This is a genomic window from Paenibacillus sp. XY044 (assembly GCF_002257645.1).
In the GTDB taxonomy this organism is placed as follows: Bacteria; Bacillota; Bacilli; order Paenibacillales; family Paenibacillaceae; genus Paenibacillus_AQ.
Genome location: NZ_NQMO01000021.1, coordinates 1 through 21,926, shown reverse-complemented (window position 1 = coordinate 21,926; position 21,926 = coordinate 1). Strand labels below are relative to the sequence as shown.

At 50.7% G+C, this 21,926-nt stretch carries 22 protein-coding genes, 1 tRNA gene, 1 rRNA gene and 2 riboswitches; of the genes, 9 read left to right on the top strand and 15 right to left on the bottom strand.

Annotation, left to right across the window (positions count from 1 at the left end; genetic code table 11):
* Nucleotides 1–140 precede the first annotated feature (140 nt).
* The 6 genes from CJP46_RS35805 (at nucleotide 141) to CJP46_RS35780 (ending at nucleotide 6,104) form a co-directional block, all read left to right on the top strand.
* Nucleotides 141–2,129, top strand: coding sequence for a M1 family metallopeptidase (locus tag CJP46_RS35805; protein ID WP_094600348.1), 1,989 nt, complete (start codon nucleotides 141–143; stop codon nucleotides 2,127–2,129).
* Nucleotides 2,130–2,139: 10 nt separating this feature from the next.
* Nucleotides 2,140–2,982 carry a hypothetical protein gene (locus CJP46_RS35800; RefSeq protein WP_094600347.1) on the top strand — a complete coding sequence of 281 codons (843 nt, stop codon included), beginning with the start codon at nucleotides 2,140–2,142 and terminating at the stop codon, nucleotides 2,980–2,982.
* 276 nt (nucleotides 2,983–3,258) lie between these two features.
* Nucleotides 3,259–3,396: riboswitch (cyclic di-AMP (ydaO/yuaA leader) on the top strand.
* A gap of 4 nt (nucleotides 3,397–3,400) precedes the next feature.
* Nucleotides 3,401–3,868 carry a C40 family peptidase gene (locus tag CJP46_RS35795; RefSeq protein ID WP_094600346.1) on the top strand — a complete coding sequence of 156 codons (468 nt, stop codon included), beginning with the start codon at nucleotides 3,401–3,403 and terminating at the stop codon, nucleotides 3,866–3,868.
* Between the two features lie 378 nt (nucleotides 3,869–4,246).
* Nucleotides 4,247–4,386, top strand: a riboswitch (cyclic di-AMP (ydaO/yuaA leader).
* A gap of 3 nt (nucleotides 4,387–4,389) precedes the next feature.
* Entirely contained in the window at nucleotides 4,390–4,881 is a 492-nt protein-coding gene (locus CJP46_RS35790; protein WP_373558077.1) for a C40 family peptidase, read from the top strand.
* 221 nt (nucleotides 4,882–5,102) lie between these two features.
* Nucleotides 5,103–5,603 (top strand): GNAT family N-acetyltransferase, encoded by a 501-nt coding sequence (locus CJP46_RS35785; RefSeq protein ID WP_373558076.1) that lies wholly within the window; start codon nucleotides 5,103–5,105, stop codon nucleotides 5,601–5,603.
* A 141-nt stretch (nucleotides 5,604–5,744) separates the two neighbouring features.
* Nucleotides 5,745–6,104: a c-type cytochrome gene (locus CJP46_RS35780; protein WP_094600345.1), complete on the top strand. Its 360-nt coding sequence runs from the start codon at nucleotides 5,745–5,747 to the stop codon at nucleotides 6,102–6,104.
* An 84-nt stretch (nucleotides 6,105–6,188) separates the two neighbouring features.
* Here CJP46_RS35780 and CJP46_RS35775 read toward each other — a convergent pair whose 3' ends face one another.
* Together CJP46_RS35775 and CJP46_RS35770 are read right to left on the bottom strand one after the other, a co-directional pair.
* Entirely contained in the window at nucleotides 6,189–6,494 is a 306-nt protein-coding gene (locus CJP46_RS35775) for a 4a-hydroxytetrahydrobiopterin dehydratase (RefSeq protein WP_076176937.1), read from the bottom strand.
* Between the two features lie 184 nt (nucleotides 6,495–6,678).
* Nucleotides 6,679–6,972, bottom strand: coding sequence for a hypothetical protein (locus CJP46_RS35770; RefSeq protein ID WP_094600344.1), 294 nt, complete (start codon nucleotides 6,970–6,972; stop codon nucleotides 6,679–6,681).
* Between the two features lie 345 nt (nucleotides 6,973–7,317).
* Between CJP46_RS35770 and motA the strand changes: the two genes are divergently transcribed.
* Both motA and motB read left to right on the top strand, forming a co-directional pair.
* Nucleotides 7,318–8,124, top strand: a complete 807-nt coding sequence (gene motA / locus CJP46_RS35765; protein ID WP_094600343.1) for a flagellar motor stator protein MotA — start codon at nucleotides 7,318–7,320, stop codon at nucleotides 8,122–8,124.
* The gene (gene motB, locus CJP46_RS35760; protein ID WP_094600342.1) at nucleotides 8,108–8,923 is read left to right on the top strand and encodes a flagellar motor protein MotB; all 816 of its coding nucleotides are present in this window, start codon (nucleotides 8,108–8,110) and stop codon (nucleotides 8,921–8,923) included. The genes motA and motB overlap by 17 nt, the downstream gene beginning before the upstream one ends.
* A gap of 143 nt (nucleotides 8,924–9,066) precedes the next feature.
* Here motB and rluF read toward each other — a convergent pair whose 3' ends face one another.
* Nucleotides 9,067–9,771: a 23S rRNA pseudouridine(2604) synthase RluF gene (rluF, locus tag CJP46_RS35755; RefSeq protein ID WP_094600341.1), complete on the bottom strand. Its 705-nt coding sequence runs from the start codon at nucleotides 9,769–9,771 to the stop codon at nucleotides 9,067–9,069.
* A 48-nt stretch (nucleotides 9,772–9,819) separates the two neighbouring features.
* The gene (locus tag CJP46_RS35750; protein WP_256992674.1) at nucleotides 9,820–12,120 is read right to left on the bottom strand and encodes an ATP-binding protein; all 2,301 of its coding nucleotides are present in this window, start codon (nucleotides 12,118–12,120) and stop codon (nucleotides 9,820–9,822) included.
* A 286-nt stretch (nucleotides 12,121–12,406) separates the two neighbouring features.
* Between CJP46_RS35750 and tadA the strand changes: the two genes are divergently transcribed.
* Nucleotides 12,407–12,913: a tRNA adenosine(34) deaminase TadA gene (gene tadA / locus CJP46_RS35745; protein WP_256992673.1), complete on the top strand. Its 507-nt coding sequence runs from the start codon at nucleotides 12,407–12,409 to the stop codon at nucleotides 12,911–12,913.
* Nucleotides 12,914–12,969: 56 nt separating this feature from the next.
* Here the strand turns inward: tadA and CJP46_RS35740 are convergent, their stop codons facing one another.
* From CJP46_RS35740 to rrf, 11 genes are all read right to left on the bottom strand, one after another.
* Nucleotides 12,970–14,052 carry a hypothetical protein gene (locus CJP46_RS35740; protein WP_094600339.1) on the bottom strand — a complete coding sequence of 361 codons (1,083 nt, stop codon included), beginning with the start codon at nucleotides 14,050–14,052 and terminating at the stop codon, nucleotides 12,970–12,972.
* 168 nt (nucleotides 14,053–14,220) lie between these two features.
* The gene (locus tag CJP46_RS35735; RefSeq protein ID WP_094600338.1) at nucleotides 14,221–14,376 is read right to left on the bottom strand and encodes a small acid-soluble spore protein P; all 156 of its coding nucleotides are present in this window, start codon (nucleotides 14,374–14,376) and stop codon (nucleotides 14,221–14,223) included.
* A gap of 30 nt (nucleotides 14,377–14,406) precedes the next feature.
* The gene (locus tag CJP46_RS36810) at nucleotides 14,407–14,583 is read right to left on the bottom strand and encodes a hypothetical protein (protein WP_179281465.1); all 177 of its coding nucleotides are present in this window, start codon (nucleotides 14,581–14,583) and stop codon (nucleotides 14,407–14,409) included.
* A 16-nt stretch (nucleotides 14,584–14,599) separates the two neighbouring features.
* Complete coding sequence (locus CJP46_RS35730; RefSeq protein ID WP_094600337.1) at nucleotides 14,600–14,944, bottom strand: hypothetical protein; 345 nt, start codon at nucleotides 14,942–14,944, stop codon at nucleotides 14,600–14,602.
* Nucleotides 14,945–15,075: 131 nt separating this feature from the next.
* Nucleotides 15,076–15,164 (bottom strand) — tRNA-Ser (locus CJP46_RS35725).
* A gap of 67 nt (nucleotides 15,165–15,231) precedes the next feature.
* Nucleotides 15,232–16,521, bottom strand: coding sequence for a serine--tRNA ligase (gene serS / locus CJP46_RS35720; protein WP_094600336.1), 1,290 nt, complete (start codon nucleotides 16,519–16,521; stop codon nucleotides 15,232–15,234).
* A gap of 225 nt (nucleotides 16,522–16,746) precedes the next feature.
* Nucleotides 16,747–17,325 carry a pyridoxal 5'-phosphate synthase glutaminase subunit PdxT gene (pdxT, locus tag CJP46_RS35715; RefSeq protein WP_094600335.1) on the bottom strand — a complete coding sequence of 193 codons (579 nt, stop codon included), beginning with the start codon at nucleotides 17,323–17,325 and terminating at the stop codon, nucleotides 16,747–16,749.
* A 19-nt stretch (nucleotides 17,326–17,344) separates the two neighbouring features.
* A complete protein-coding gene (gene pdxS / locus CJP46_RS35710; RefSeq protein ID WP_094600334.1) occupies nucleotides 17,345–18,226 on the bottom strand; it encodes a pyridoxal 5'-phosphate synthase lyase subunit PdxS in 882 nt (293 codons plus the stop codon).
* A gap of 118 nt (nucleotides 18,227–18,344) precedes the next feature.
* Nucleotides 18,345–19,667, bottom strand: a complete 1,323-nt coding sequence (locus tag CJP46_RS35705; protein WP_094600354.1) for a D-alanyl-D-alanine carboxypeptidase family protein — start codon at nucleotides 19,665–19,667, stop codon at nucleotides 18,345–18,347.
* A gap of 223 nt (nucleotides 19,668–19,890) precedes the next feature.
* Nucleotides 19,891–21,348: an IMP dehydrogenase gene (gene guaB / locus CJP46_RS35700; RefSeq protein ID WP_094600333.1), complete on the bottom strand. Its 1,458-nt coding sequence runs from the start codon at nucleotides 21,346–21,348 to the stop codon at nucleotides 19,891–19,893.
* Nucleotides 21,349–21,851: 503 nt separating this feature from the next.
* A 5S ribosomal RNA gene (rrf, locus tag CJP46_RS37720) occupies nucleotides 21,852–21,926 on the bottom strand; the annotation flags it as partial.

Here is a 21,926-nt window from a genome sequence, read left to right as displayed (position 1 = left end):
TCCTATTTGAAAACAGAAACGCTGCGCAGCGCCTCCGCCATTTGTGGATACCCGTCCAACTTAATTTTATTTTAACTAATAATCGCTGGAAAGCCAACATATACATGCTGTAGATGCTTGTCAACGGGAGGTATTCGTATATGGCCCCAGCACGCGCTAAACTCGTCTTTTTATCCTTTCTCGTTCTTGTACTCCTGATTACGGGAACACTGTGGTTCATCTTTAAGGATTCGCCCGAGTCCATGCCTTCCTACGCTCCGGATAAGGCCAAGCCCCAGGCGGCTTCTAAGCCTCCGTCCCAGATGGAGAGCGTCCAGCAGCCGACCGCAGAGGTGCTCAGCAATCGGGTGGTGGAATATCACATCGATACGACCCTCGATCCGGACAGCCGGGTGATTAATGGAACCCAGACCTTGACCTGGACTCACCCCGGCAAAAAAACGGTGAACGAGCTGTATTTTCATCTCTATCCGAACGCTTTCGCTTCTATGGATACGACGTTTATGAAGGAATCCGGCGGAAAGCTGCGCAATGACACGATGCCTGCGGATGGCTTTGGGTCCATGACGCTGACCTCGATGAAGACCGCCGACGGTCTGTCGCTGATGCACCGGATCCAATATGTGCAGCCGGATGACGGCAATACAAAGGACAAGACCTTGATAAAGGTGCGTCTGCCACGGCCGGTAAAAGCAGGTGAAAGCATTACGCTGTCCATGCAATTTGAAGTTCACCTGCCCAAAATCTTCGCCCGTATGGGGATCGCCGGCAACTTTGTCATGGCCGGGCAATGGTTCCCCAAAATTGCCGTCTACGAGCCCGTCGGAACGCGCGGCCGGACGAGCGAGGGCTGGGACCTGCACCAGTACCACGGCAATTCCGAATTTTACTCCGATTTCGGCATTTATAGCGTCCGCATACACGTACCCAAGAGCTACACGGTAGCCGCAACCGGTTTCCCCGTACAGACCGCACAGATCAAGAACGGCGAGAAGATCTACCAGTTCTATGCCGACGACGTGCATGACTTTGCCTGGGCCGCGTCCCCCGACTTTATCGTCGCCGAGGAGCCGTTCTCTTCAGCGGAGGTGCCCGGGGTCCGGATCAAGTTATATCTCGACCCGGCCCACAAGGATTTGAAAGAGCGCTATTTCTATGCCGCCAAAGCCGCTCTGAAATATTTCAGCAAATGGTACGGGAAGTATCCGTACTCCACCCTGTCCATCGTTGTTCCGCCCGAAGCGGGCAACGGAGCCGGCGGTATGGAATACCCGACGCTGATCACGGCCTTTGGGGCCAAGGACGACTCCCCGGGTTACGACCTTGAGCGGACTGTCATCCACGAAATCGGCCATCAGTACTTCTACGGCATGGTCGCCAGCAACGAGTTCGAGGAGGCCTGGCTGGACGAAGGCTTCACCTCCTATGCCGAGGATAAGCTGATGGAGCAGGAATACGGCGTTATTCCCAATCTGCCGATCCAGTCCTCGCTCATCGCTTCGCCTGCGCCACTGACCCAGGACTCCTGGAAATATACGTCGCAGAATCAATATGCCCTGAACGTGTATTACCGCGGCAAGTTAGTCCTGAAAGAAATGGAGGCGCTGACCGGCACTCAGACCATGAAGAAAATCATGTCCACTTATGCGATAACATACCGATTCGAACATCCTAACACGGCTGATTTTCAAAAGGTGGTCGAACAGGTGACCCGCAAATCGTGGCAGACCTTCTTCGATCAATATGTATACGGCAGCCAGATGGCCGATTTTTCGGTCGACGAGATTACGGTGCAAAAGGATAAGGAGGCGGCGCAGCCCCGGTACGACTCTTTGGTGAAGGTAAGCAAAAAGGGCGGCGATTTGCCCCAGGTGCCGATCCTGTTCACGTTTACGGACGGGCATCAGATCAAGAAGGTTTGGGACGTGAAGAACGCGAGCACCCAGTTCAAGCTGACGTACAGCTCCCCGCTGGCCTGGGCCATGATCGACCCCGGCTATACGATCGTGCTGGAAAACAAACATGTGAACAACTACCTAAAAGCGGACATGGATCATAAGGTGCTCCTCCGCTGGAACGTGAGCATTACCAAGCTGATTGAGACCCTGCTTGGAAGTCTGTCCTGGTGAGGTGAGAGCAGTGAAATCCTATATTGTCAACGGTTGGAAAAGTGTCAAAGACCAATTTTATGTCATGATCATCATGTTCCTGTACCAGCTGCTCTGGGGCTACTTCCTGTACCGTCTGATCGATTCGGCGGTCGTGCCGCTGCTGATGCGGTATCCCGATCCCCCGCCGACCGAACTCAGCCAGATCCTCTATTACGTGGAGGGGCAAATGAGCCTGACCCAAAGCAGCACCGTGCACACCTACCTGTGGGTCCTGCTGGGGATGATCGCCCTCCGCATGCTCTTGACTCCTTTCATCCACGCGGGCATCTTCTACGGCCTGCACCGGGAGCATCAGGGGGACCGGGGACTGTTTTTCTTCCAGGGCATGAAGCTGCACGGCAAAACAGTGTTTCTTTTTCACCTGATCGAATGGGTGCTTATCGCCGCTCCGTTATACTGGATGGTCCCGAAGATGTATCCGATCCTGCTCAGTGCGATCCAAAACCATACCCAGCTGCTTCTCTGCATCCCGTACATGGCGGTCTGGCTTCTGTACTGCTACATCGTCCATCAGATGATTCTGTTCATGCAGTTCGGCAAAACAGGCGGAACCAGCATGTTCACCTCGCTCTGGATCTGCCTGCGAAGCGTGCTGCCGGTCATCGGCATTTCCGTTCTGCTGGGCGCGGTCAGCCTGATCTTGTACGGCATTACCAGCAGCGTCTCCCTCATCTGGGCAGGGCTTACCACCCTGATTATCCAACAGGGCTATCATATGGTCAGCTGTATCTTTAAATTATGGAATATCTCCTCTCAGTATGATCTGTGGCATCAGCAAATGAACCGCCCGAAAAAAAATATTTCTGAATAGTTAAATTTTTGTCATCACTTTAACCCGCTGATAAAAGAAGAACCCCGTCTCTTTCTGTTGAAAAGAGGCGGGGTTTTTGTTGTAAATTGGATGTTAACCATTTGCCAAAGTATAAATCCTCTGTTAAAATAATCCGAGTACGAACTTAGTAACAACTTTGTAATCTTTGCCGTAACGATTTTGACTTTGCTGTAACTGATTTCATCATTTGTCCGTTCATTTGATTGGTATGTAAGCGATTGATAGTTAACTTGTCAGCATGTCCATTTCCGGTGCAATCATCACGAGCCGAATTCCCAGGCACCAGGAAGCGGGGGATCCAATTTTGGGTGAATTGATCTCGCTACAGAGGGATCATAGGGGACCTTCTACCGAATCCTTAAGCTAACCTCGCAGGCATTGGAAGGGGTTTATCTTTTTGAAGAAGAAGTTAGCAGCCGCAGCGCTGGGCCTTACACTTGCGTTCTCCATGGGCACCGGCAGCGTATTTGCGGATTCATCTCTGAACCACATCGTTAACAACACGATCGGCGTTTCTTACAAAACCGGCGGAACAACTACAAACGGCTTCGATTGCTCCGGTTTTACGCGTTACGTATACCAAAAGCTGGGTTTAAACCTCCCGCGTCAATCCGCTGCGCAATATAAAACAGGTACCGCTGTTTCAAAAAGCCAGCTGAGAGCAGGAGATTTGGTTTTCTTTAACACCCTGGGCGCAGGCGTTTCCCATGTCGGCATTTACATCGGCAACGGAAAATTCGCGCATGCCTCCTCTTCGAAAGGCGTTACCATCAGCCAGTTGAGCCAAAGCTACTACGCCAACCGCTACGTTGGCGCCAAACGGGTCATGAGTACGGCCAAATACCAAGCTGCGGTTTATAATTGATTATCTCTCAAAAACAATGCATATCCAGAACAACCCGCGCCGCTGATTTTTGCCGAAATCGCCCCGCGGGTTTGTTGTTATTTATTAGACGTACGAACCGTCAAAAAGGTAACAGCATTTCAAAAAAATTTTTTTAGCCGAGTAAATCCACGACTTTCTCCTGTTTTTTTCCTCTGCTGTAATTTCTTTTTAACCACTCGTCCAACAAATAAACATCATTTCCTATAAATTTTCCTACAAATCTTCTTTTTCTTTAGAAACAATTGCCAAAGTCCGATTCCTTTGTTACAATAGTCCCAGCGATAGTAACAACTTTGTAATCTTTGCCTGATACAAAGTTGCGAACGAATAAGAAGTACCAGGGAATTATACATAGTGTAAAAGTTCATGCCGAATTTCCTCACACTAAGGAAAGCGGGGGAACCAGTTATGGGTGAATTGATCTTGCTTCAGAGGGATCATAGGGGGCCTTCTACCGAATCCTTAAGCTAACCTCGCAGGCACCGGAAGGGGTATTTTACTTGAAGAAGAAGCTTGCAGCAGCAGTCATGAGTTTCGCCATCGTGCTCACGGTCGGCACAGGAAGCGCTTTCGCGGATTCCAAGATGGATAAAGTGATCGACAGTGCTATCGGAACCAAGTACAGAACGGGCGGAACCACAACAAGCGGATTTGACTGCTCGGGATTTACAATGTACGTATTTGATCAATTGGGCATCGATCTGCCCCATCAATCTGGTTCCCAGTTCAGCATGGGCTCAGCCGTATCCCGTAGCGATCTGAGAGCAGGTGACCTGGTATTTTTTAATACATCGGGATCTGGAGTATCCCATGTCGGAATTTACGTCGGCGACGGAAAATTCGCACATGCCTCTACTTCTCGCGGTGTGATCATCAGCTCTCTGAGCGACAGCTACTACGTCAACCGCTACGTTGGCGCCAAACGAATCATGAGTACGGATAAATACAAAACCGCCGCCGTCGATTCCGAGGACGTTGATGACGTCCAGTAATGCAGGTAAAGCAAGGGTAAGAGATCCCGTAGAAAGAGATTTTTGCCGAAATCTCCTTTTGCGGGATTTTTTGCGGACAGAAATGGGTAACCTCTCCATTCCCGCCCGCTACTCCTCCTTTACCCTTCTATTCCGGAATTAAACAGGTATCCGCGGGAATCAGGAATATTTTTTCTCCAATGTTCAAATCCTACATGGAGGTCTGGAAGGGAGATATGTACGTGAACCTCCAACATGAGAGCTTCATGACCGTCCCCATGACCCGGGAGCATGCTGAGACCGTCTGTGGCTGGACGTACGCCCTTCCATACGATCTGTACGGTTGGCTGCCGTGGAGTCAGATGGAGGCGCTTGGCGTCGAATTTGGCGATCCTGAGGTGAGACGGAGTCAGTATGTGTCCTTACTCGATGCTGACCATGCACTGTGCGGGTTCGCGCAGCTCTTTCCTTTAGTGGGCGTAACCCGGCTCGGGGTTGGCATGCGGCCTGATTTATGCGGCCAGGGGCTGGGTAAAAGCTTTATGCAGGCAGTGGTCGGCGCAGCCCGGGAGAATCGGCCGGGAGACGAAATCGACCTTGAAGTACATACGTGGAATAAGCGGGCCATCCGGGCTTACGAGAAGTCGGGGTTTGTTATCGCCGACACCTATCCCAAACTCACGCCCGAGGGAGAGCAGCTGTTTCACTGTATGGTTTATGAAGGGCCTCAGCGTCAACTTTAAATTGGTACAAATTTGTGTATTTTTGGTGGCGCCGAGTTTGGATTCGTTTGCTTTTTTGACACAAACTATTTGATGTGATGGCTTGTTCCGTTATAATGAAGGAATGAAGAATGACAGTTTACATAGAAAGGACGAAAACGGATGCAAAAATGGATCATGAGCGGTGTATTAATGATCGCAGTGGTTATGGCAATTGTGCTCATGTTTACGCTTCCAGGCAAAGAGCAGGTGGCGGAAGAAGAGAAGCCGACCATGCCGGAAGTCACGATGGACGCCGCAGCGGCCGAAGCTACGGTTAAAGAACAAGGCTGCATTAGCTGTCACGGGGATCAGCTTCAGGGTGCGGTAGGCCCGAACCTTCAAAAGATCGGAAGCCAACTGTCCGCTGAAGAGATTTACACCATTATCACTAAAGGTAAAGGCGGCATGCCATCCTTTAAAGATAAGCTGAAAGCCGAAGAGATCGCCAATGTGGCCCAGTGGTTGGCTACCAAGAAATAGCGGCTGAAACGCATACAGAAACACGCTTTGGAGGAACGGTACGTTCAACACCAAAGCGTGTTTTTATTTGCTGCATTATTCAATTTACCTTTTTTCTCCGGAACGCATTTTTTCGAACAGTTCGTTAAATTGGTGGGCCTCCTTGACATCCAGAGACGTAATCCCACCTTCATCCCAAGAAGTCAGACGCAGCGTCACGTTTTTATAATCAATCGTAATAAAGGGGTGGTGGCCAAAAGCCTCTGAAATGGCCGCAACCTCATCCACGAAGGAAATGCCCTTCATGAAATTGGAGAAAACGTATTTGCGCACGATCCAGCGGCCCTCTTCAAGCTCCCAGCCTTCCAGCTTTGACAAATGCGTTTCTACTTCTTCTTGCGTATATACCATTCTTCCGTTCCTCCCTGAAACCTAACATCCCCGAGGTTCACCAGGATGTCTCATTAGTGTATGCTCGGGCGAAAACCTTTACCCATTGTATTCATCCTTGAATGCAATCATGCTTCCCAAGGAGAGTACATACGAATAATATCTTACCATGGACGGGTTTAAAAAATCCATCCGGCCCCAGGGACTATATCAGTGAGACTACGGTTAGCTCCTCGTCGCCGATCAGCAGGTTGATCCGATGGTGGTCCTTGTCGTACATAACGACACCGCTTCCAACCGTAATGACAGGTTCGGCTCCCAGCGCATAGAACAAATCCTCCGCCAGCGCTTCATGCACCTCACGCTTCTCTTCCGTACCCAGCTGCACCCAATCCTGCTCCGCCATTTCAAAAAACAAATAACTGTCCGGGATTTCCCCGACAGCTGCCGTCAAATCGGTCAGTATGCCGTCATAGTCACGTCCGTGCTTTACACCCATGCCATTTCCTCCAATATCGAAGTTTAGTTACACATACGATCTATAAGCGGTTCTTGTGAATGGAAATGCCCTGCTTCATGCGCCCTTTGGTCCGGAAGGCATGTGGGCCATTCGTCACCCGTTTTTGCTTTGCGTATTCCCTTCAGGATATGCTGCTTAGACCTGATTTTGTAGGACAGATGAACCTTGTCATTTCATTATACCGGAAAATATCCCTTAAAAAAAAAGAGAATGGTGTCGATAAATAATATAAACCGTTTTTTGTGAAAGCGACCATGTTGCAAGGATGTAAACGTGGTCGATTCCGAAAGGATTCAATTCTATTTCTCATGGATGAGGTGTGCAATGGAAATTTCAACGATTGTTGGCCTAATACTCGGTGTGGTTGCGGTCCTAGTCGGCATGGTGCTGAAAGGTGCCCCCATCGTCAGCCTGCTGACGCCCGCCGCTTATGTCATTATTCTCGCCGGAACCGCGGCTACGTTGTTTATCGGCTTTCCGATGTCCGAGATCAAGAAGTTCCCCAAGCTGTTAAAAATGACCTTCGTCAAACAAAAGCTCATGCAGCGCCAGGAGCTCATCGCCCTGTTCATGGAGTGGGCTTCGATTACCCGTCGGGAAGGCCTCCTCGCTCTGGAGACCAAGGTCGAAGAAATCGACGACGCCTTCCTTCGTAACGGTATGCGCATGATTATCGACGGCAATGACCAGGAGTTCGTCCGCGACGTCTTGATGGAAGATATTGCGGCGACGGAAGAACGTCACCGTGCAGGTGCCCTGCTCTTCTCCCAGGCCGGTATGTATGCTCCTTCCCTGGGGGTGCTCGGTGCCGTTGTCGGCCTGATTGCCGCCCTGACCAAGATGGAGAATATGGCCGAGCTGGCCCACGCGATTGGCGCGGCCTTTATTGCGACACTGCTTGGTATTTTCACGGGTTATGTCCTGTGGCACCCGATCGCCAACAAGCTGAAACGCCTGTCCAAAAAAGAAGTGGAGATCAAGCTCATGATGGTAGAAGGACTGCTGTCGATTCAATCCGGCGTATCCACCATTGCGATCAGCCAAAAGCTCTCCGTCTTCTTAACCCCTTCCGAGCGCGCTCAAATGAATGAGAATGAGAAGGAGGATGGTTTAGGTGGCCAAAAAGACTAGACATGAACCGCATGAGGAGCATGCCGACGAATCCTGGCTACTCCCCTATGCCGATCTGCTCACGCTGCTGCTGGCCCTGTTTATCGTACTCTATTCCATGAGCGCCACAGACGCCAAGAAATTCGAGGAAATGAGCCAGGCCTTCAACAATGCACTCAGCACTGGAAACGGAGTGCTCAACTTCAGATCCAATTTGCCAATGGACAAAAATATGGACCAGGGCAAAAAGGACTCCCAAGAAAGCATCGTCACGGATAACAATGACAAGAAACAGAAGTCCCAGCTGGCCAAGCAGGAACAGGAAGACCTGGAGAAGCTGAAGAATCAGCTGGATCAATATATCAAGACCAACGGCCTGACGAACCAGCTGGATACGAAGCTGAATCAATCACAGCTTACGATCACGATCAGCGACAACGCCCTGTTTGCTTCAGGCAGCGCCCAGGTGAAGCCTGAGTCCCGCCAGCTGGCGCTCGCCATCAGCAACATGCTTCAGCAGTTCCCGACGTATGACGTCGTCGTCTCCGGCCATACGGACAATATGCCGATCTCGAACAGCGAGTATGCGTCTAACTGGGACCTCAGCTCCAACCGGGCGCTGAACTTTCTGAAGATTCTGCTCACCAACAAGCAGCTCGACCCGGCCAAGTTCACCTCGACCGCCTTCGGCGAGTTCAGGCCGGTCGCTTCCAACGATACCGAAGCCGGACGGGCCAAAAACCGCCGCGTCGAGGTATCCATCATCCGGAAGTACCAGGACACCAGCGAGCAAATCCCGGTGACCGCAAATAAAAAATAACACTGCGATGACCAATCGACAGGCTGTTCCCATCAACAGAGGGGAGCAGCCTTTTTAAGATCTAAGAAAGTGTTAGCTTCGGAGAATCGGGCCTCCTTATATCATAAGAACAACTTGTGCTAAAAGCATTTTCGTGCACCGACTTAGTCGAGGCGGTACTGCAGCAGTTGTCCCAGCTCCTCCTTCTCCCGCGGCGTTAAATCGCGCCATTTGCCTTTGCCCAGGGAGCCCAGGTGAATGTTCATGATTCGAATCCGCTGCAGCCTGTGCACCTCATAGCCAAAGGCGCTGCACATCCGGCGGATCTGCCGGTTTTTCCCCTCGGTCAGAATGATTTTGAACACCCGCTCCGAGATCCGTGTCACCTTACAGGGAAGGGTCATATCGCCCAAAATCTTCACCCCGCTGGACATCCCCGTTAAAAAGGACGGCGTAACCGGCTTATCCACCGTGACGATGTACTCCTTCTCATGCTTGCCTTCGGCGCGCAGTATTTTATTGACGATATCACCGTCACTGGTCAGCAGGATGAGTCCTTCCGAATCCTTATCCAACCGGCCGATCGGAAAGATCCGCTCCGAATGGCCCACGAAGTCCACAATGTTGCCCTTGATATGCTGTTCCGTCGTACTGGTGATCCCAACCGGTTTATTGAGCGCAATGTAGACATGCGTATCCTTCTTCTCCTGCAAGGGCCGGCCGTTGATGCGGACGTCGTCCCCTTCCTCCGCCTGGCTGCCCAGCACCGCCTTGACGCCATTGATTGTAACCTTCCCGCTCTCTACCAGCTTATCCGCTTCGCGCCGGGAACAATACCCGGTCTCACTGATATATTTGTTAATCCTCAAAGCCTATAACCTCATCTCATTATGGTTTACCCCGGACAAGAGGAATGATTATTCCCGCTGTTGTCCTTCCCCAGGCTCCGGCCGTGCCGCTGGCAGCGTCAACGTGACCCGGGTACCCTTATTTACGGCGCTCTCAATCTGAAGCGACCCCTTATGGCCCTCCACAATCCGCTGGCTGACCATCAGGCCAAGACCGGTCCCATTTTCCTTATTGGTGAAAAAGGGCTCTCCTACCTTCTCCATTTGGTGCTCAGGAATCCCTACGCCTTCATCCGTGATCCTAATCCCAATATGGTCCGGATCCGGCCGGAACAGTTCAATATGGATGACGCCGCCTTCAGGCATCGCCTCCATGGCGTTTTTCAGCAAATTGATAAAGACCTGCTTCAGCTGGTTCTCCTCGCAGTGCACGTCCGTCTCGGCTGTCTGGGAGGCCATGACGAACTCAATGCCGTGCAGATTGGCCTGACTGCTCAGCAGCGACAACACATCCTCTAAAATATCACGAACATTTTTATTTCGGAAGTGCACGGCCTGGGGCTTGGCCAAAATTAAAAATTCGCTCACGATCAGATTGATTCTCTCCAGCTCAGACAGCATGATCTGGTTGTGCTTTAGATCGACGCGGTTGTTATACTCCTGCAGCTGCAGGAATCCCCGCAGCGTCGTGAGCGGATTGCGGATCTCATGCGCCACCCCGGCCGCCAACTGACCGACCGTGGTCAGCTTCTCGGACTGGCGGAGCAGTTCATCCATCCGGTTGCGTTCCGTCATATCTCTCGAAATGCTGATGAACGATACGACCTTTCCTCCCGGATCCCTGACCGCAGACGTGCTAATGCTGACCTCCACGGGGGTCCCGTCCTTCTTCATTCGGACCGTTTCTACAGCCGGCAGCTGTTCACCCCGCATTAAGGCGTCGAGCCTTGCCCGCACCTCCCCTGCCAAATGGTCGGGAATGAGATTGATCCGCTTGCCGATCACTTCATGGCTTGACCAGCCGTACAGCTTTTCAAAGGCTTTATTGACCTGAATGATATTTCCCTCAAGGTCTGTCGTATGAATGGCATCGGCCGTCTGCTGGATGACAGATTCCAAATGCTCTTTAACCGAGCGGTTCTCTTCCACGGCTTGTTTGAGCTGGTCGGTATAGCTGCTCAGATTACCGGTCATCGTATTGATTTTGGCAGCCAGCAGGCCGAGCTCATCCTTGCTGTTGATGACGAGCGGTGTATCGAAGCGTCCCTGAGCGACATTCTTCACTTTGACCAGAATCGCATCGATCGGCCGAATGATATATCCGGCCTGTTTATAGCTTATGAAGACAAACAGAATCAACAGCAAGGCCGAAATCGATGTATAGGAGACAAGCTGCTTTTGCAATACCTTGGATATCTCCGCATAATCCATGACGATGCTGATGACGTAGGACGCCTGGGATGAACTGTACACGGGAATAAAGCTCTTTAACAGCTTTTTACCATCGATGCGGGTTACATAAACGACATTATCCCCGTTTTTTGCGGATTTCTCAACAGCCTGTTTATCGTTATCGAGGTCGATATATGTATAGGTGCCGTAGCGTATCGGCCGGTTGTGCAGCTTAGTCTTATCATGGACATATCCTTGCCCGGACATTCGGACGCCCGAAAAGGTCTGCGGATTGATGCAGCTGATCTCAAGAATTTCTCCGTTGATTTCCTTCGTTTTGTCGAGCACCTCTTCCGGACTCGGGATATGGGTGCCGATCTGATGAAGGGAATCGGTGCGAATATACGGATCAATGATATAGTTGCGCCGGGCGTCATAATAATAACCCCATTTATCGATTACGTTCGGCGTGGAGTTGGAATATTCAAACGGCCCGGTCCAAAAATGGTCCGCGGCCGTTCCATACGGAATCGTCACGCGTTCTTCCTCGAAGAGCTGCTTAAACGCCTTAAACCAGTATCCCCAGTCTTTCGTGGAGAGACCGAGCTCGGCGGGTTCTGAAGACTTGGCAATGATAATATCGTCACCGGTGCGGACAAGCAGGGCGATATGGGTGACCCCCACCTGCTCGCTCAGCTTGGCCAGCTGCTCATTCGTAATGTTCTGGATATCCGGATCCAGCTCTTTTGCCGCCAATTTGGCAGCCACGTGCAGAAGTTCACCGATCTGGCGCTCGACCATGCCTGCACTCTCCTGGCTCTGCTCAATCGAGGCAGCCACCTGTCTGGCGGCCAACAACATTTTTCGTTCGCTTTCCCGACGCAAACTGGCTTGCGTTGTGTACAAACTAAGAATAATATTTAAAAGTAAAATCAGACAGAGTGAACCAGCCATGGTGAGGGACAGTTTCTTCTTCATTGACAAATCGGATCACCTCTAATCTTGCCTTGGCGATAATTGGAATAACCTATTCCATCATACTCTGTAGGCCGATTTTTGAAAAGCTTGTCGAAAATGATCGGCTAAACTCGAAATAACGCAGCATGTCCACAACTTATCAACATATTCACAGCGCCATTTAATAAACTGGGGATAATTCTGTGCGTAATCAATGAGTTATCCACAATTTTGTGCACAGCATGTTAACAACAGAATGCTTGTTCGCTGAATAAGCCGAAATTCGGCACAGGGAGGCTCTTTTACGTTGGAAAATCAATCTAAGCATCCGCTTCATGTGGATGAACTTGTGGATAATGATCGTCATGAGCACTGGATGCGCGAGGCGATCCATCAAGCCAAATTGGCGGAGGACTTGGGCGAAGTGCCGATCGGCGCGGTTATTGTCCGCAACGGGGAAATGATCGGTCGCGGCTATAACTTAAGGGAAACGTCCCAGGATGCGACCGCTCACGCCGAAATCGTCGCCATCCGGGAAGCCAGTATCGCGGTACAGTCCTGGCGCCTGCTGGACTGCACGCTTTACGTCACGCTGGAGCCGTGCCCGATGTGCTCCGGTGCCATCGTCCAGTCCCGTATCCCGCGGGTCGTTTACGGCACCTACGATCCTAAGGCAGGGTGCGCCGGGACGCTGATGAACTTGCTGCAGGAGCCTCGCTTCAACCATCGCACCGAAGTGATTGCCAATGTGCTGCAGGAAGAATGCGCTGGGCTGCTGACCCAATTTTTCCGCAAGCTGCGGGGCAAGGCCTGACAAAACAAACAGCCCGGCCAGTGACCCTGGCCGGGCTGTTTTGCTTCGTATGGAGCTTAGTAAGCCATGGCTCCCATTTTCTCTTGAAGCTGCTCCATCGTAATGACATCTGCCTCTTTTGGAATGCCGATGCTGAAGGTTTGCTTTTCGTTGATTTTGCTGTATTGGCTCGTCGCCTGCAGCGACAGCTTCATGTTATCCTTCGTTTCCGGATCGTTCATTTCAACGTTCATAATGGCATCTTGGTATGCAGGGAAGCTATCTTTATTGATGGCCGTGTTGACTTCGAACTGGTTGACCTTCAAGTAGTTCTTCAGATCGTTCAGGCCTTTGCTGATTTCATCCTTGCTGTCCGTCGAGTTCAGATCCTTCTTCATTTGGTCGATATCTTCCTGGTTAACGCCAAGCATTTCACGGTACTCATCCTTGCTGATAATGTCAAGGATTTTCGGCAGCGCCTTGTTCACCAGAATATCGGCCGCTTCTTTCACGTTGTCGTTGGTTACATAAAATTGAACCACTTGCTTGGCATCCACGCCATCCGGCAGGTTAGCGTCTTTGACCGCTACGTCTTTGAAATATTTTTCACCGTCATATTCGGTAAACAGGGTATTCATAATTTCGCCGGCCAGCTTCTTCGTCTTTTCGGGATTCATCATGTCGGGGTTAAAGGACGTCCCTTGCTGTTCTGCCAGCTCTTTCATGTCGAGGACCAGGAATTTTCCTACAACGTCCTCAGGCAGCGGCAGCATCGGAATGCTTGGCACTTTTACGTACAATTTATCTTGAGTCATCACCATCGGAATATTAAAGCTCATGGACATGTCGCCCTTCAGGTTAATGCCGAGCGTCATCTCCGTTTGCTGTGGATCGTTCTGATATACCCCATCGATCGTCAATTCCGCATTTTTCAGCATGCTCATCACTTGGCTGGTTGCGGCGCTGTCGGCACTTTCACTGGTAACCTGCAAATCTTTAATCGTTACCTTGCTCTTCATTTCATACGATGTCATTTTCATCGCGTTGACGGCCGAAGCCTCCAGCGCTTCCTTCGGATCCTTCTTGCTGCTGCAGCCTGCAAGCACCACGGTCATTGCCAAGACCAGTGTAAGAATCAGGGCTGCCCATTTCTTCTTCATCACAATTTCTCTCTCCTCTCGTCTCTAAAAAGCAAAAAATACCCCTTGTAATCATAAACGATATCTCCCCGTACTGAAACCCTTTTTTGGAAATCTTTTGGTGAATTTTCATTTTTAAGCGCAAAAAAGGCATCCGGGTTTCAGCCGGATGCCTCTCTGGGGTGGATCTTACGATCCTTCTCTATTCAAATGACCCACATGATTACGGTTCTTGACCTTCTTCGATCCGGATAACGGCTCTTGCATGCCGGACCGCTCGCGATCTCGGTTACGCGGCTCTTGCTCTTGCGCTTCAGGTACCGGAACAGCGTTTGGTTTACTCATCGGCGATTCCCTCCGTATAAAATAGAATGGTTAAGAATGCGGATGCTCCAGGTCGACCGTATGCTGATGATTGATTTCATCCTCATGCCTGCGGTCGTTTCGCTTCTGCTGCAACTGATTTGCCTGATGGCTGTTCACTACCGTTTGATCCAAATCGTCTACGACATTGCTGAGATTTTTGTCGACACCCGGTTTGGCTTTGGTCATCGTCGTCCCTCTTTTCTTAAGAGTGATGCGTCAAATCGTGAAGAGCTTGGGCGCATTCGTGAATTTGGCGAGTGTAATCCTGCGCCATATTCTGAATGACATCCGTGCGTTCGTCAACCGTGCGTCCGTCGCGCTCCACATCCACCAGATCTACTTTAACCTCCCGCGTATCCACATAAGAGCACTGGAAGTCAAAGGAGTACTTCGATCGCCCAGCGGTATCAATATGGATCCGCAGCGCCTGGGGATTTGCCCCATCGGCAAACACTTGTGCCTGGTCGGATGTGTCAAGCGTTTGAGGAAGCTGGGATTGCCAAGCTTGGACCAATTTGTTTTGGTTCAATTCAAAGTCTCGGTTCATGATTGAACACCTCCCCTGCCTTTGTTAATGTGCGGAGGATACGCTCATTTTATGCGATGACGGTGTCTGGCAAAAACAAAAAAAGCCGCTCCTGCATAAGCAGGAATGGCTTTGTCGTTTGTTCGGTTAAATGGCGGAGGGGATGGGATTCGAACCCATGTGGACTTGCGCCCTAACGGTTTTCAAGACCGCCCCGTTATGACCGCTTCGGTACCCCTCCACGTGGAAAATACATCAGTGTCACGCAGTGCGTAACAAAAATATATTACCACAGTTTAATTCTAATATCAACCCTGGTTTTTCGGGACAATAACCTTAACATTGCCCATGTAAGGCTGAAGCACATCCGGAACGGCCACGCTGCCGTCCGTCTGTTGATAATTCTCCAGAATAGCCGCCACCGTCCGGCCTACAGCAAGGGCCGACCCGTTCAGCGTATGCACGAATTCAGGCTTGGCCTTAGGCTCAGGACGGAAACGGATGTTGGCGCGCCGTGCCTGGAAATCCTCCGTGTTCGAACAAGAGGAGATTTCGCGATAAGCTCCGCTCTCCGGCAGCCAAACTTCCAGATCGTACGTTTTTGCCGCCGAGAAGCCCATATCTCCCGTGCTGAGCGCCATCACGCGATACGGCAGCTGCAGCAGCTGCAGAACGCGCTCCGCATTCGCCGTCATTTTTTCAAGTTCTTCGTAAGAGGAGTCCGGATGAACAAGCTTCACCAGCTCCACCTTGTTAAATTGATGCTGGCGGATCAAGCCGCGCGTATCACGTCCAGCCGAACCGGCCTCAGAACGGAAGCAGGAACTGTAAGCCACAAAGTGCTTTGGCAGATCCTCTACCGTCAAAATTTCATCACGGTAATAGTTGGTCACCGGAACTTCAGCGGTCGGAATCAAATAGTAGTCCGTGTCACGAATTTTAAACAGATCCTCTTCAAATTTCGGAAGCTGTCCGGTCCCGCGCAAGCTGTCCCCGTTGACGATATAAGGAGGCAGCATTTCCTCATAGCCGTGCTCGCTGCTGTGCAAATCCATCATAAAGTTGATCAGTGCACGCTCCAGGCGAGCACCGAGCCCCTTGTAGAACGTAAAGCGCGAACCGGTAACCTTGGCTGCCGCTTCAAAGTCAAGAATGCCCAGCTCCTGAGCCAGATCCCAGTGAGCCTTTGGCGTAAAATCAAACGTCTTCGGTTCCGACCACCGGCGCAATTCCACATTGTCTTCTTCGGACTGGCCGACCGGTACCGATTCGTGCGGAATATTCGGGATGGCCATCGTCAGTTCGGAAATGGACGCCTCCAGCTCGCGCACTTCCTCGTCCATCGCTTTAATCTGGTCGGAAACCTGACGCATCTCCAAAATGAGCTCGTCCGCGTTCTCCCCGTTCTTTTTGCGCTTGGCCACTTCACCGGATACGGTGTTGCGGCGGTTTTTCAGCGCCTCGCTCTCTTGCAGCAGTTCCCGGCGGCGGGTATCCAGCTCGGGAAATCCGGCAATCAAATCCAGCGATTTGTTCCGGTTCTTGAGTGCCTGCTCCACTCTCGCGAAATCACCGCGTAATATTTTCACATCCAACATTGGACAATTCCTCCTAAAAGAAAAACGTCTTATATCGACGTACTTTCATGATGACAGACCTGCTTGAATCAAAAAACAACCCTGACCCCTTGAAAGGTATTCTCTGGCCGCCGCTCATGCCGCAATCCGGAATACCTTTTACCTAAAGCTTACCCAGTAGGCAGCCTTTAGATATCATCAAAAGAGTCAAGGTGTCATCGTGTTACCATCGTTTATCCTGCTGATTTAAGACGCTTGACTGGCTTTTACCATATCCACAAAATACTGATGGAGCCGGTAATCATCCGTCAGCTCGGGGTGGAACGAAGATGCGAGCAAATGACCCTCACGCGCGGTCACAATCTCGTCGTTATAGGAGGACAGTACGTCGACCCCATCGCCCACACTGCGGATTAGAGGTGCACGGATAAAAACGGCACGAACCGGTTCCTCAATCCCCTTGACGTCTAAATCTGTTTCAAAGCTCTCCCGTTGACGACCAAAGGCATTACGCGCCACGGTTATATTCATCAGCCCCAAGTGGGGCTCTTCTTGACCTTCAATCGATTTGGCCAGCACGATCAATCCGGCGCAGGTGCCGAAGATCGGCTTGCCCGCATCCGAAAATTGGCGAATCGCTTCAATAAACTCGTACTTCCGCATGAGCTTGCCAATTGTCGTGCTTTCGCCGCCAGGGATAATCAGGCCCTGAATTTGCTCCAGTTCCTCCACCTTTTTAATGGCCATGCCTTCGGCGCCGGCCAGCTCGATGCTGCGAATATGCTCTGCTACGGCACCCTGAAGCGCCAGTACCCCGATTTTCATATGTCCAGCCTTCTCTCTCTTACCAGCCGCGGTCCGACATCCGCTCAGCCGGGCTCAGCTTCGAAATCTCAATGCCCTTCATTGGCGCACCCAGGTTTTTGGATACTTCGGCAATCAGCTTATAATCTTGGTAATGAGTCGTCGCTTCCACGATCGCACGGGCAAATTTCTCCGGACTATCGGATTTGAAAATACCCGATCCCACGAATACCCCGTCAGCTCCCAAATGCATCATCAGTGCAGCGTCGGCTGGAGTAGCCACACCGCCTGCAGCAAAGTTAACGACCGGCAGTTTGCCGTTCTCGTGAACACCAAGCAGAAGGTCGTGTGGAACGCCCAGGTTTTTCGCTTCGGCATACAGCTCGTCCTTCGACATGCTTTGAACTTTACGGATTTGGCTGTTGATCAGACGCATATGACGAACGGCTTCAACAATGTTGCCTGTCCCCGGCTCGCCCTTCGTGCGGATCATCGATGCGCCTTCGCCGATCCGGCGCAGCGCTTCTCCAAGGTCTTTGGCGCCGCAAACAAATGGCACGGTGAAGTCCCATTTATCGATATGAAATACTTCATCGGCAGGCGTTAGAACTTCGCTCTCATCAAGGTAGTCGACACCGAGGGATTCAAGCACTTTCGCTTCTACATAATGGCCGATACGGGCTTTCGCCATAACCGGAATCGATACGACTTTCATAACCTCTTCTACGATCGTAGGGTCAGCCATACGCGCTACACCGCCTGCAGCACGGATATCTGAAGGAACGCGTTCCAATGCCATAACAGCCGTTGCGCCCGCAGCTTCAGCGATCTTTGCCTGTTCAGCATTCATGACGTCCATAATGACGCCGCCTTTTTGCATTTCAGCCATACCTCTTTTAACTCTCGAAGTTCCCGTTTCCAATGGTTTACGCCTCCCGAAATATATATCATGTAATCCACCTTTGCCCTATGAATGGCAGGATGGTTGCATACTCTGCATAGCTGCTTTTGTGGACTAAAGCAAAAATCTTATATTGATCTTAAAAAAGATTTTTGATTCCGTCAAATAAATCACCAAACATTTCCTTAATGGCCCGGAAGAACAGGCGCAGCCAGCTGCCCTTCTCCACTTCGTCTGATGTGATCAGATTGACGGTTTTCGTCTGAGGTTTCTCGATCCCATCTACTTTATAGGTATAAGTGATGGTACCGACCTTGGTTCCCTGCTTGATCGGAGCCACAAGCTTGTCCGCCGGCTCAAGCTGAGTCTTGAAGGTAACGCCTTTGGCATCGGAGCCTTTAGGCACCATAAATGAGACCGGAGCGTCCGTGACGACGCCGACCGAAGTTTTGACGCCTTTTTTGACCTCAACGGAGTCCAGGCCTTCGACCTTGGATTTGCCGGCCACGGCCTGCTTGATCTCAAAATTGTTGAAGCCGTAATCAAGCACCTTCCGGGTCTCGGTAAAGCGGTGTGCTTCAGAGTCCGTTCCCATGACGACGCTGATTAGACGCATCCCATCGCGTTCGGCTGTTCCTGTAAAGCAGTTGCCCGCGTTATTGGTATGACCCGTCTTAAGGCCATCCAAGCCTGGGTAGGCATAAGCCTTAAAGTTCGGAATACTCTTATTCGCTTCCAGCATCCAGTTATAGTTGATAATCGGATTTTTATCGCGCGGACGGAATTTATAGGATTGGATCGCCGTAAACTCGGCAAAATCCGGATGATCGAGAACGATATGCTTGCCCAGGAGGGCAGCGTCCATCGCGGACATTACCGTCTCTCCTTCAGCCTCAGGCCTAAATTTTGCCGGCATGTCTGCGCGGTCGAGCCCTGTGGAGTTGATAAAATGAGCTGTTTTCATCCCGAATTTCTTGGCCGTTTCATTCATCAGCTTGACAAATTCCAGTTCAGACCCGGCTGCATACTCAGCCAGCGCAACGGTAGCGTCGTTAGCCGATCCTACTGCCATCGCTATGTACAGTTCCTTAACGGTATGTTGATCATTAGCATCTAAAAAGATACGCGAGCCAATCGTCTTGGATGCATTTTCACCAACGGTCACGACATCGTCCCATTTAAACTTGCCCTGTTTGACCATATCCGCGATGAGATACTCGGTCATCATCTTGGTCATACTCGCTGGCGGCAGTGCTTCATCGGCGTTCACCGACAAGAGAACTTGCCCTGTTGTTGGCTCGATCAGCACCGCGGATTTAACCTGGAGCTGCAGAGACTCAACGCTCGGCACCTTACTTGCCGTGGAAGTCGCTGCTGTATTCGTAGTAGTCGTTGTTGTCGTTGTACCCTCTGCCAAAGCCATGGCCGGCAAAGCGGACAGCATTAACATATTCAATAGCATAACCGAAGCTACGCTCTTTTTGACAAAGTGACGTTTGCGTTTGTGCGAAGACGGTTTCCCCAACTTGTTCCATTTCTTACTCAATGAATTGTTAACTCCCCTCTTGCCCTCAAATCTTACTTGTCTATTCTAACACAGGGTATACCGCAAAAAAAGACAGACAGGCCTAATTTAGGCCTGTCTGTACAAGAAGATGTTGGTTTTGTGCAAACCATGTCGAATATTACAAAGAGTAGTTCGGAGCTTCTTTCGTGATCTGCACATCATGCGGATGGCTCTCACGAAGGCCCGCACCCGTGATGCGGATAAACTGCGTATCTTCACGCAGTTCCTGCAGACTTTTCGTCCCGCAGTAGCCCATACCCGAGCGGAGACCGCCGATCAATTGGTGAATCGTGTCGGACAAAGGACCCTTGTAAGCTACTCGGCCTTCAATCCCTTCCGGAACGAGCTTCTTGTCGTCGTCCTGGAAATACCGGTCCTTACTGCCTTGTTTCATGGCACTCATGGACCCCATGCCACGGTAAACCTTGTAGCGGCGGCCTTGGTAAATTTCCGATTCCCCAGGGCTCTCTTCCGTTCCCGCAAACAAGCTTCCTAGCATAACGGCATGGCTGCCGGCTGCGAGTGCCTTAGTAATTTCACCAGAGTATTTAATGCCGCCGTCTGCGATGATCGGCACTCCGTACTCTTTGGCTACCGAAGCACAATCGTAAATCGCTGTTACTTGCGGTACGCCGATGCCGGCAATAACGCGCGTCGTACAAATCGATCCCGGTCCAATGCCGACTTTAACAACGGAAGCACCCGCCTCGATCAGATCGCGTGTCGCCTCGCCCGTAGCCACGTTGCCTGCAATGATCGTAAGATCCGGGTACAAGCTGCGAAGACGGCGGACCGCATCAAGAATGTTGATATGGTGGCCGTGCGCGGAATCGACGACGACGACGTCAACCCCTGCATTCACCAGGGCTTCCGCACGATCAAAACCATCCTTCGAAATGCCGATCGCCGCGCCTACAAGAAGGCGTCCTTGCGCATCTTTCGCCGCATTCGGGAACTGAATGGCTTTCTCAATATCTTTAATGGTAATTAGACCTTTCAGTGTGTTGTTCTCATCAACCAGAGGCAGCTTTTCGATTTTGTGCTGCTGCAAAATCACTTCTGCTTCTTGAAGCGTTGTACCCACTGGCGCAGTCACCAGATTTTCGTGAGTCATCACTTCGGAGATCTTGATGCTGTAATCATGAACGAAGCGCAGGTCACGGTTTGTAAGGATACCGATAAGTTTGTTATGCTCGTCCACAATCGGAACGCCCGAGATTCGGAATTTTGCCATTACTTGTTCAGCATCAGACACCAAATGGTCGGCTGTCAGTGAAAACGGATTGGTAATAACGCCGCTCTCAGAACGTTTAACACGGTCCACTTCTTCCGCTTGCTGCTCAACCGACATATTTTTGTGAATAATGCCAATTCCGCCTTCACGTGCAATCGCAATGGCCAGGGCAGCTTCCGTTACCGTGTCCATCCCTGCGCTGATCAAAGGAATGTTCAGTTTCACCGAATCGCTTAGTCTCGTGGATACATCGACTTCCTTTGGCAGCACTTCGGACTTCCGGGGTACCAGCAAAACATCGTCAAAAGTAAATCCTTCTTTAGCAAATTTTTGTTCCCACACTTCGTAATTTCCCCCTCATTTGTCATGTATTGTATTTGTTAAAGTCCTTATGCAACAAGGCTTGAAAATCGTTTCTGAAAATATATTATTGCCATCTTAGCAAAGCCCACTTAAAGCTGTCAAGGTAATCAGTCTGGTAAAAATGAGAGGAATCCCCCGTGTCTTGCAGGGGCAAATACATGTCCACTTCCAACGGACAAGAAAAGAAGAAGAACGCTTTATTGACGTACATTCTAAGAAGTCAGACCGCACTTAACGGAAGTTTTTCTTGCGATAATAAGGAAGCACTTGTTACCGATGCTTAACTTTCTTATATATAAAAAAGACACCCCATTGGTGGGATGTCCAAAATCATTCGGGTTCATACATTAAACTGGGAGATCGGATAACTTTAGATGAGACCGATTTGGGTGAGGCCTGCAATGATTCAATGCCCAACATTCCGTTCCAAAGTTGAATAAAACAAAAAAACCACCGTCGATGTTCATCAACAGTGGTCCTTCGCTTGGCAACGTCCTACTCTCCCAGGACCCTTCGGTCCAAGTACCATCGGCGCTGGAGGGCTTAACGGTCGTGTT

Excerpts from the sequence above, each read along its gene's own strand:
- CJP46_RS35805 (WP_094600348.1), top strand. The coding sequence starts at position 141 with ATGGCCCCAGCACGCGCTAAACTCGTCTTTTTATCCTTTCTCGTTCTT.
- CJP46_RS35780 (WP_094600345.1), top strand. The coding sequence starts at position 5,745 with ATGCAAAAATGGATCATGAGCGGTGTATTAATGATCGCAGTGGTTATG.
- CJP46_RS35775 (WP_076176937.1), bottom strand. The coding sequence starts at position 6,494 with ATGGTATATACGCAAGAAGAAGTAGAAACGCATTTGTCAAAGCTGGAA.
- CJP46_RS35770 (WP_094600344.1), bottom strand. The coding sequence starts at position 6,972 with ATGGGTGTAAAGCACGGACGTGACTATGACGGCATACTGACCGATTTG.
- motA (WP_094600343.1), top strand. The coding sequence starts at position 7,318 with ATGGAAATTTCAACGATTGTTGGCCTAATACTCGGTGTGGTTGCGGTC.
- CJP46_RS35750 (WP_256992674.1), bottom strand. The coding sequence starts at position 12,120 with ATGAAGAAGAAACTGTCCCTCACCATGGCTGGTTCACTCTGTCTGATT.
- CJP46_RS35740 (WP_094600339.1), bottom strand. The coding sequence starts at position 14,052 with ATGAAGAAGAAATGGGCAGCCCTGATTCTTACACTGGTCTTGGCAATG.
- CJP46_RS35735 (WP_094600338.1), bottom strand. The coding sequence starts at position 14,376 with ATGAGTAAACCAAACGCTGTTCCGGTACCTGAAGCGCAAGAGCAAGAG.
- CJP46_RS36810 (WP_179281465.1), bottom strand. The coding sequence starts at position 14,583 with ATGACCAAAGCCAAACCGGGTGTCGACAAAAATCTCAGCAATGTCGTA.
- CJP46_RS35730 (WP_094600337.1), bottom strand. The coding sequence starts at position 14,944 with ATGAACCGAGACTTTGAATTGAACCAAAACAAATTGGTCCAAGCTTGG.
- serS (WP_094600336.1), bottom strand. The coding sequence starts at position 16,521 with ATGTTGGATGTGAAAATATTACGCGGTGATTTCGCGAGAGTGGAGCAG.
- pdxT (WP_094600335.1), bottom strand. The coding sequence starts at position 17,325 with ATGAAAATCGGGGTACTGGCGCTTCAGGGTGCCGTAGCAGAGCATATT.
- CJP46_RS35705 (WP_094600354.1), bottom strand. The coding sequence starts at position 19,667 with ATGCTATTGAATATGTTAATGCTGTCCGCTTTGCCGGCCATGGCTTTG.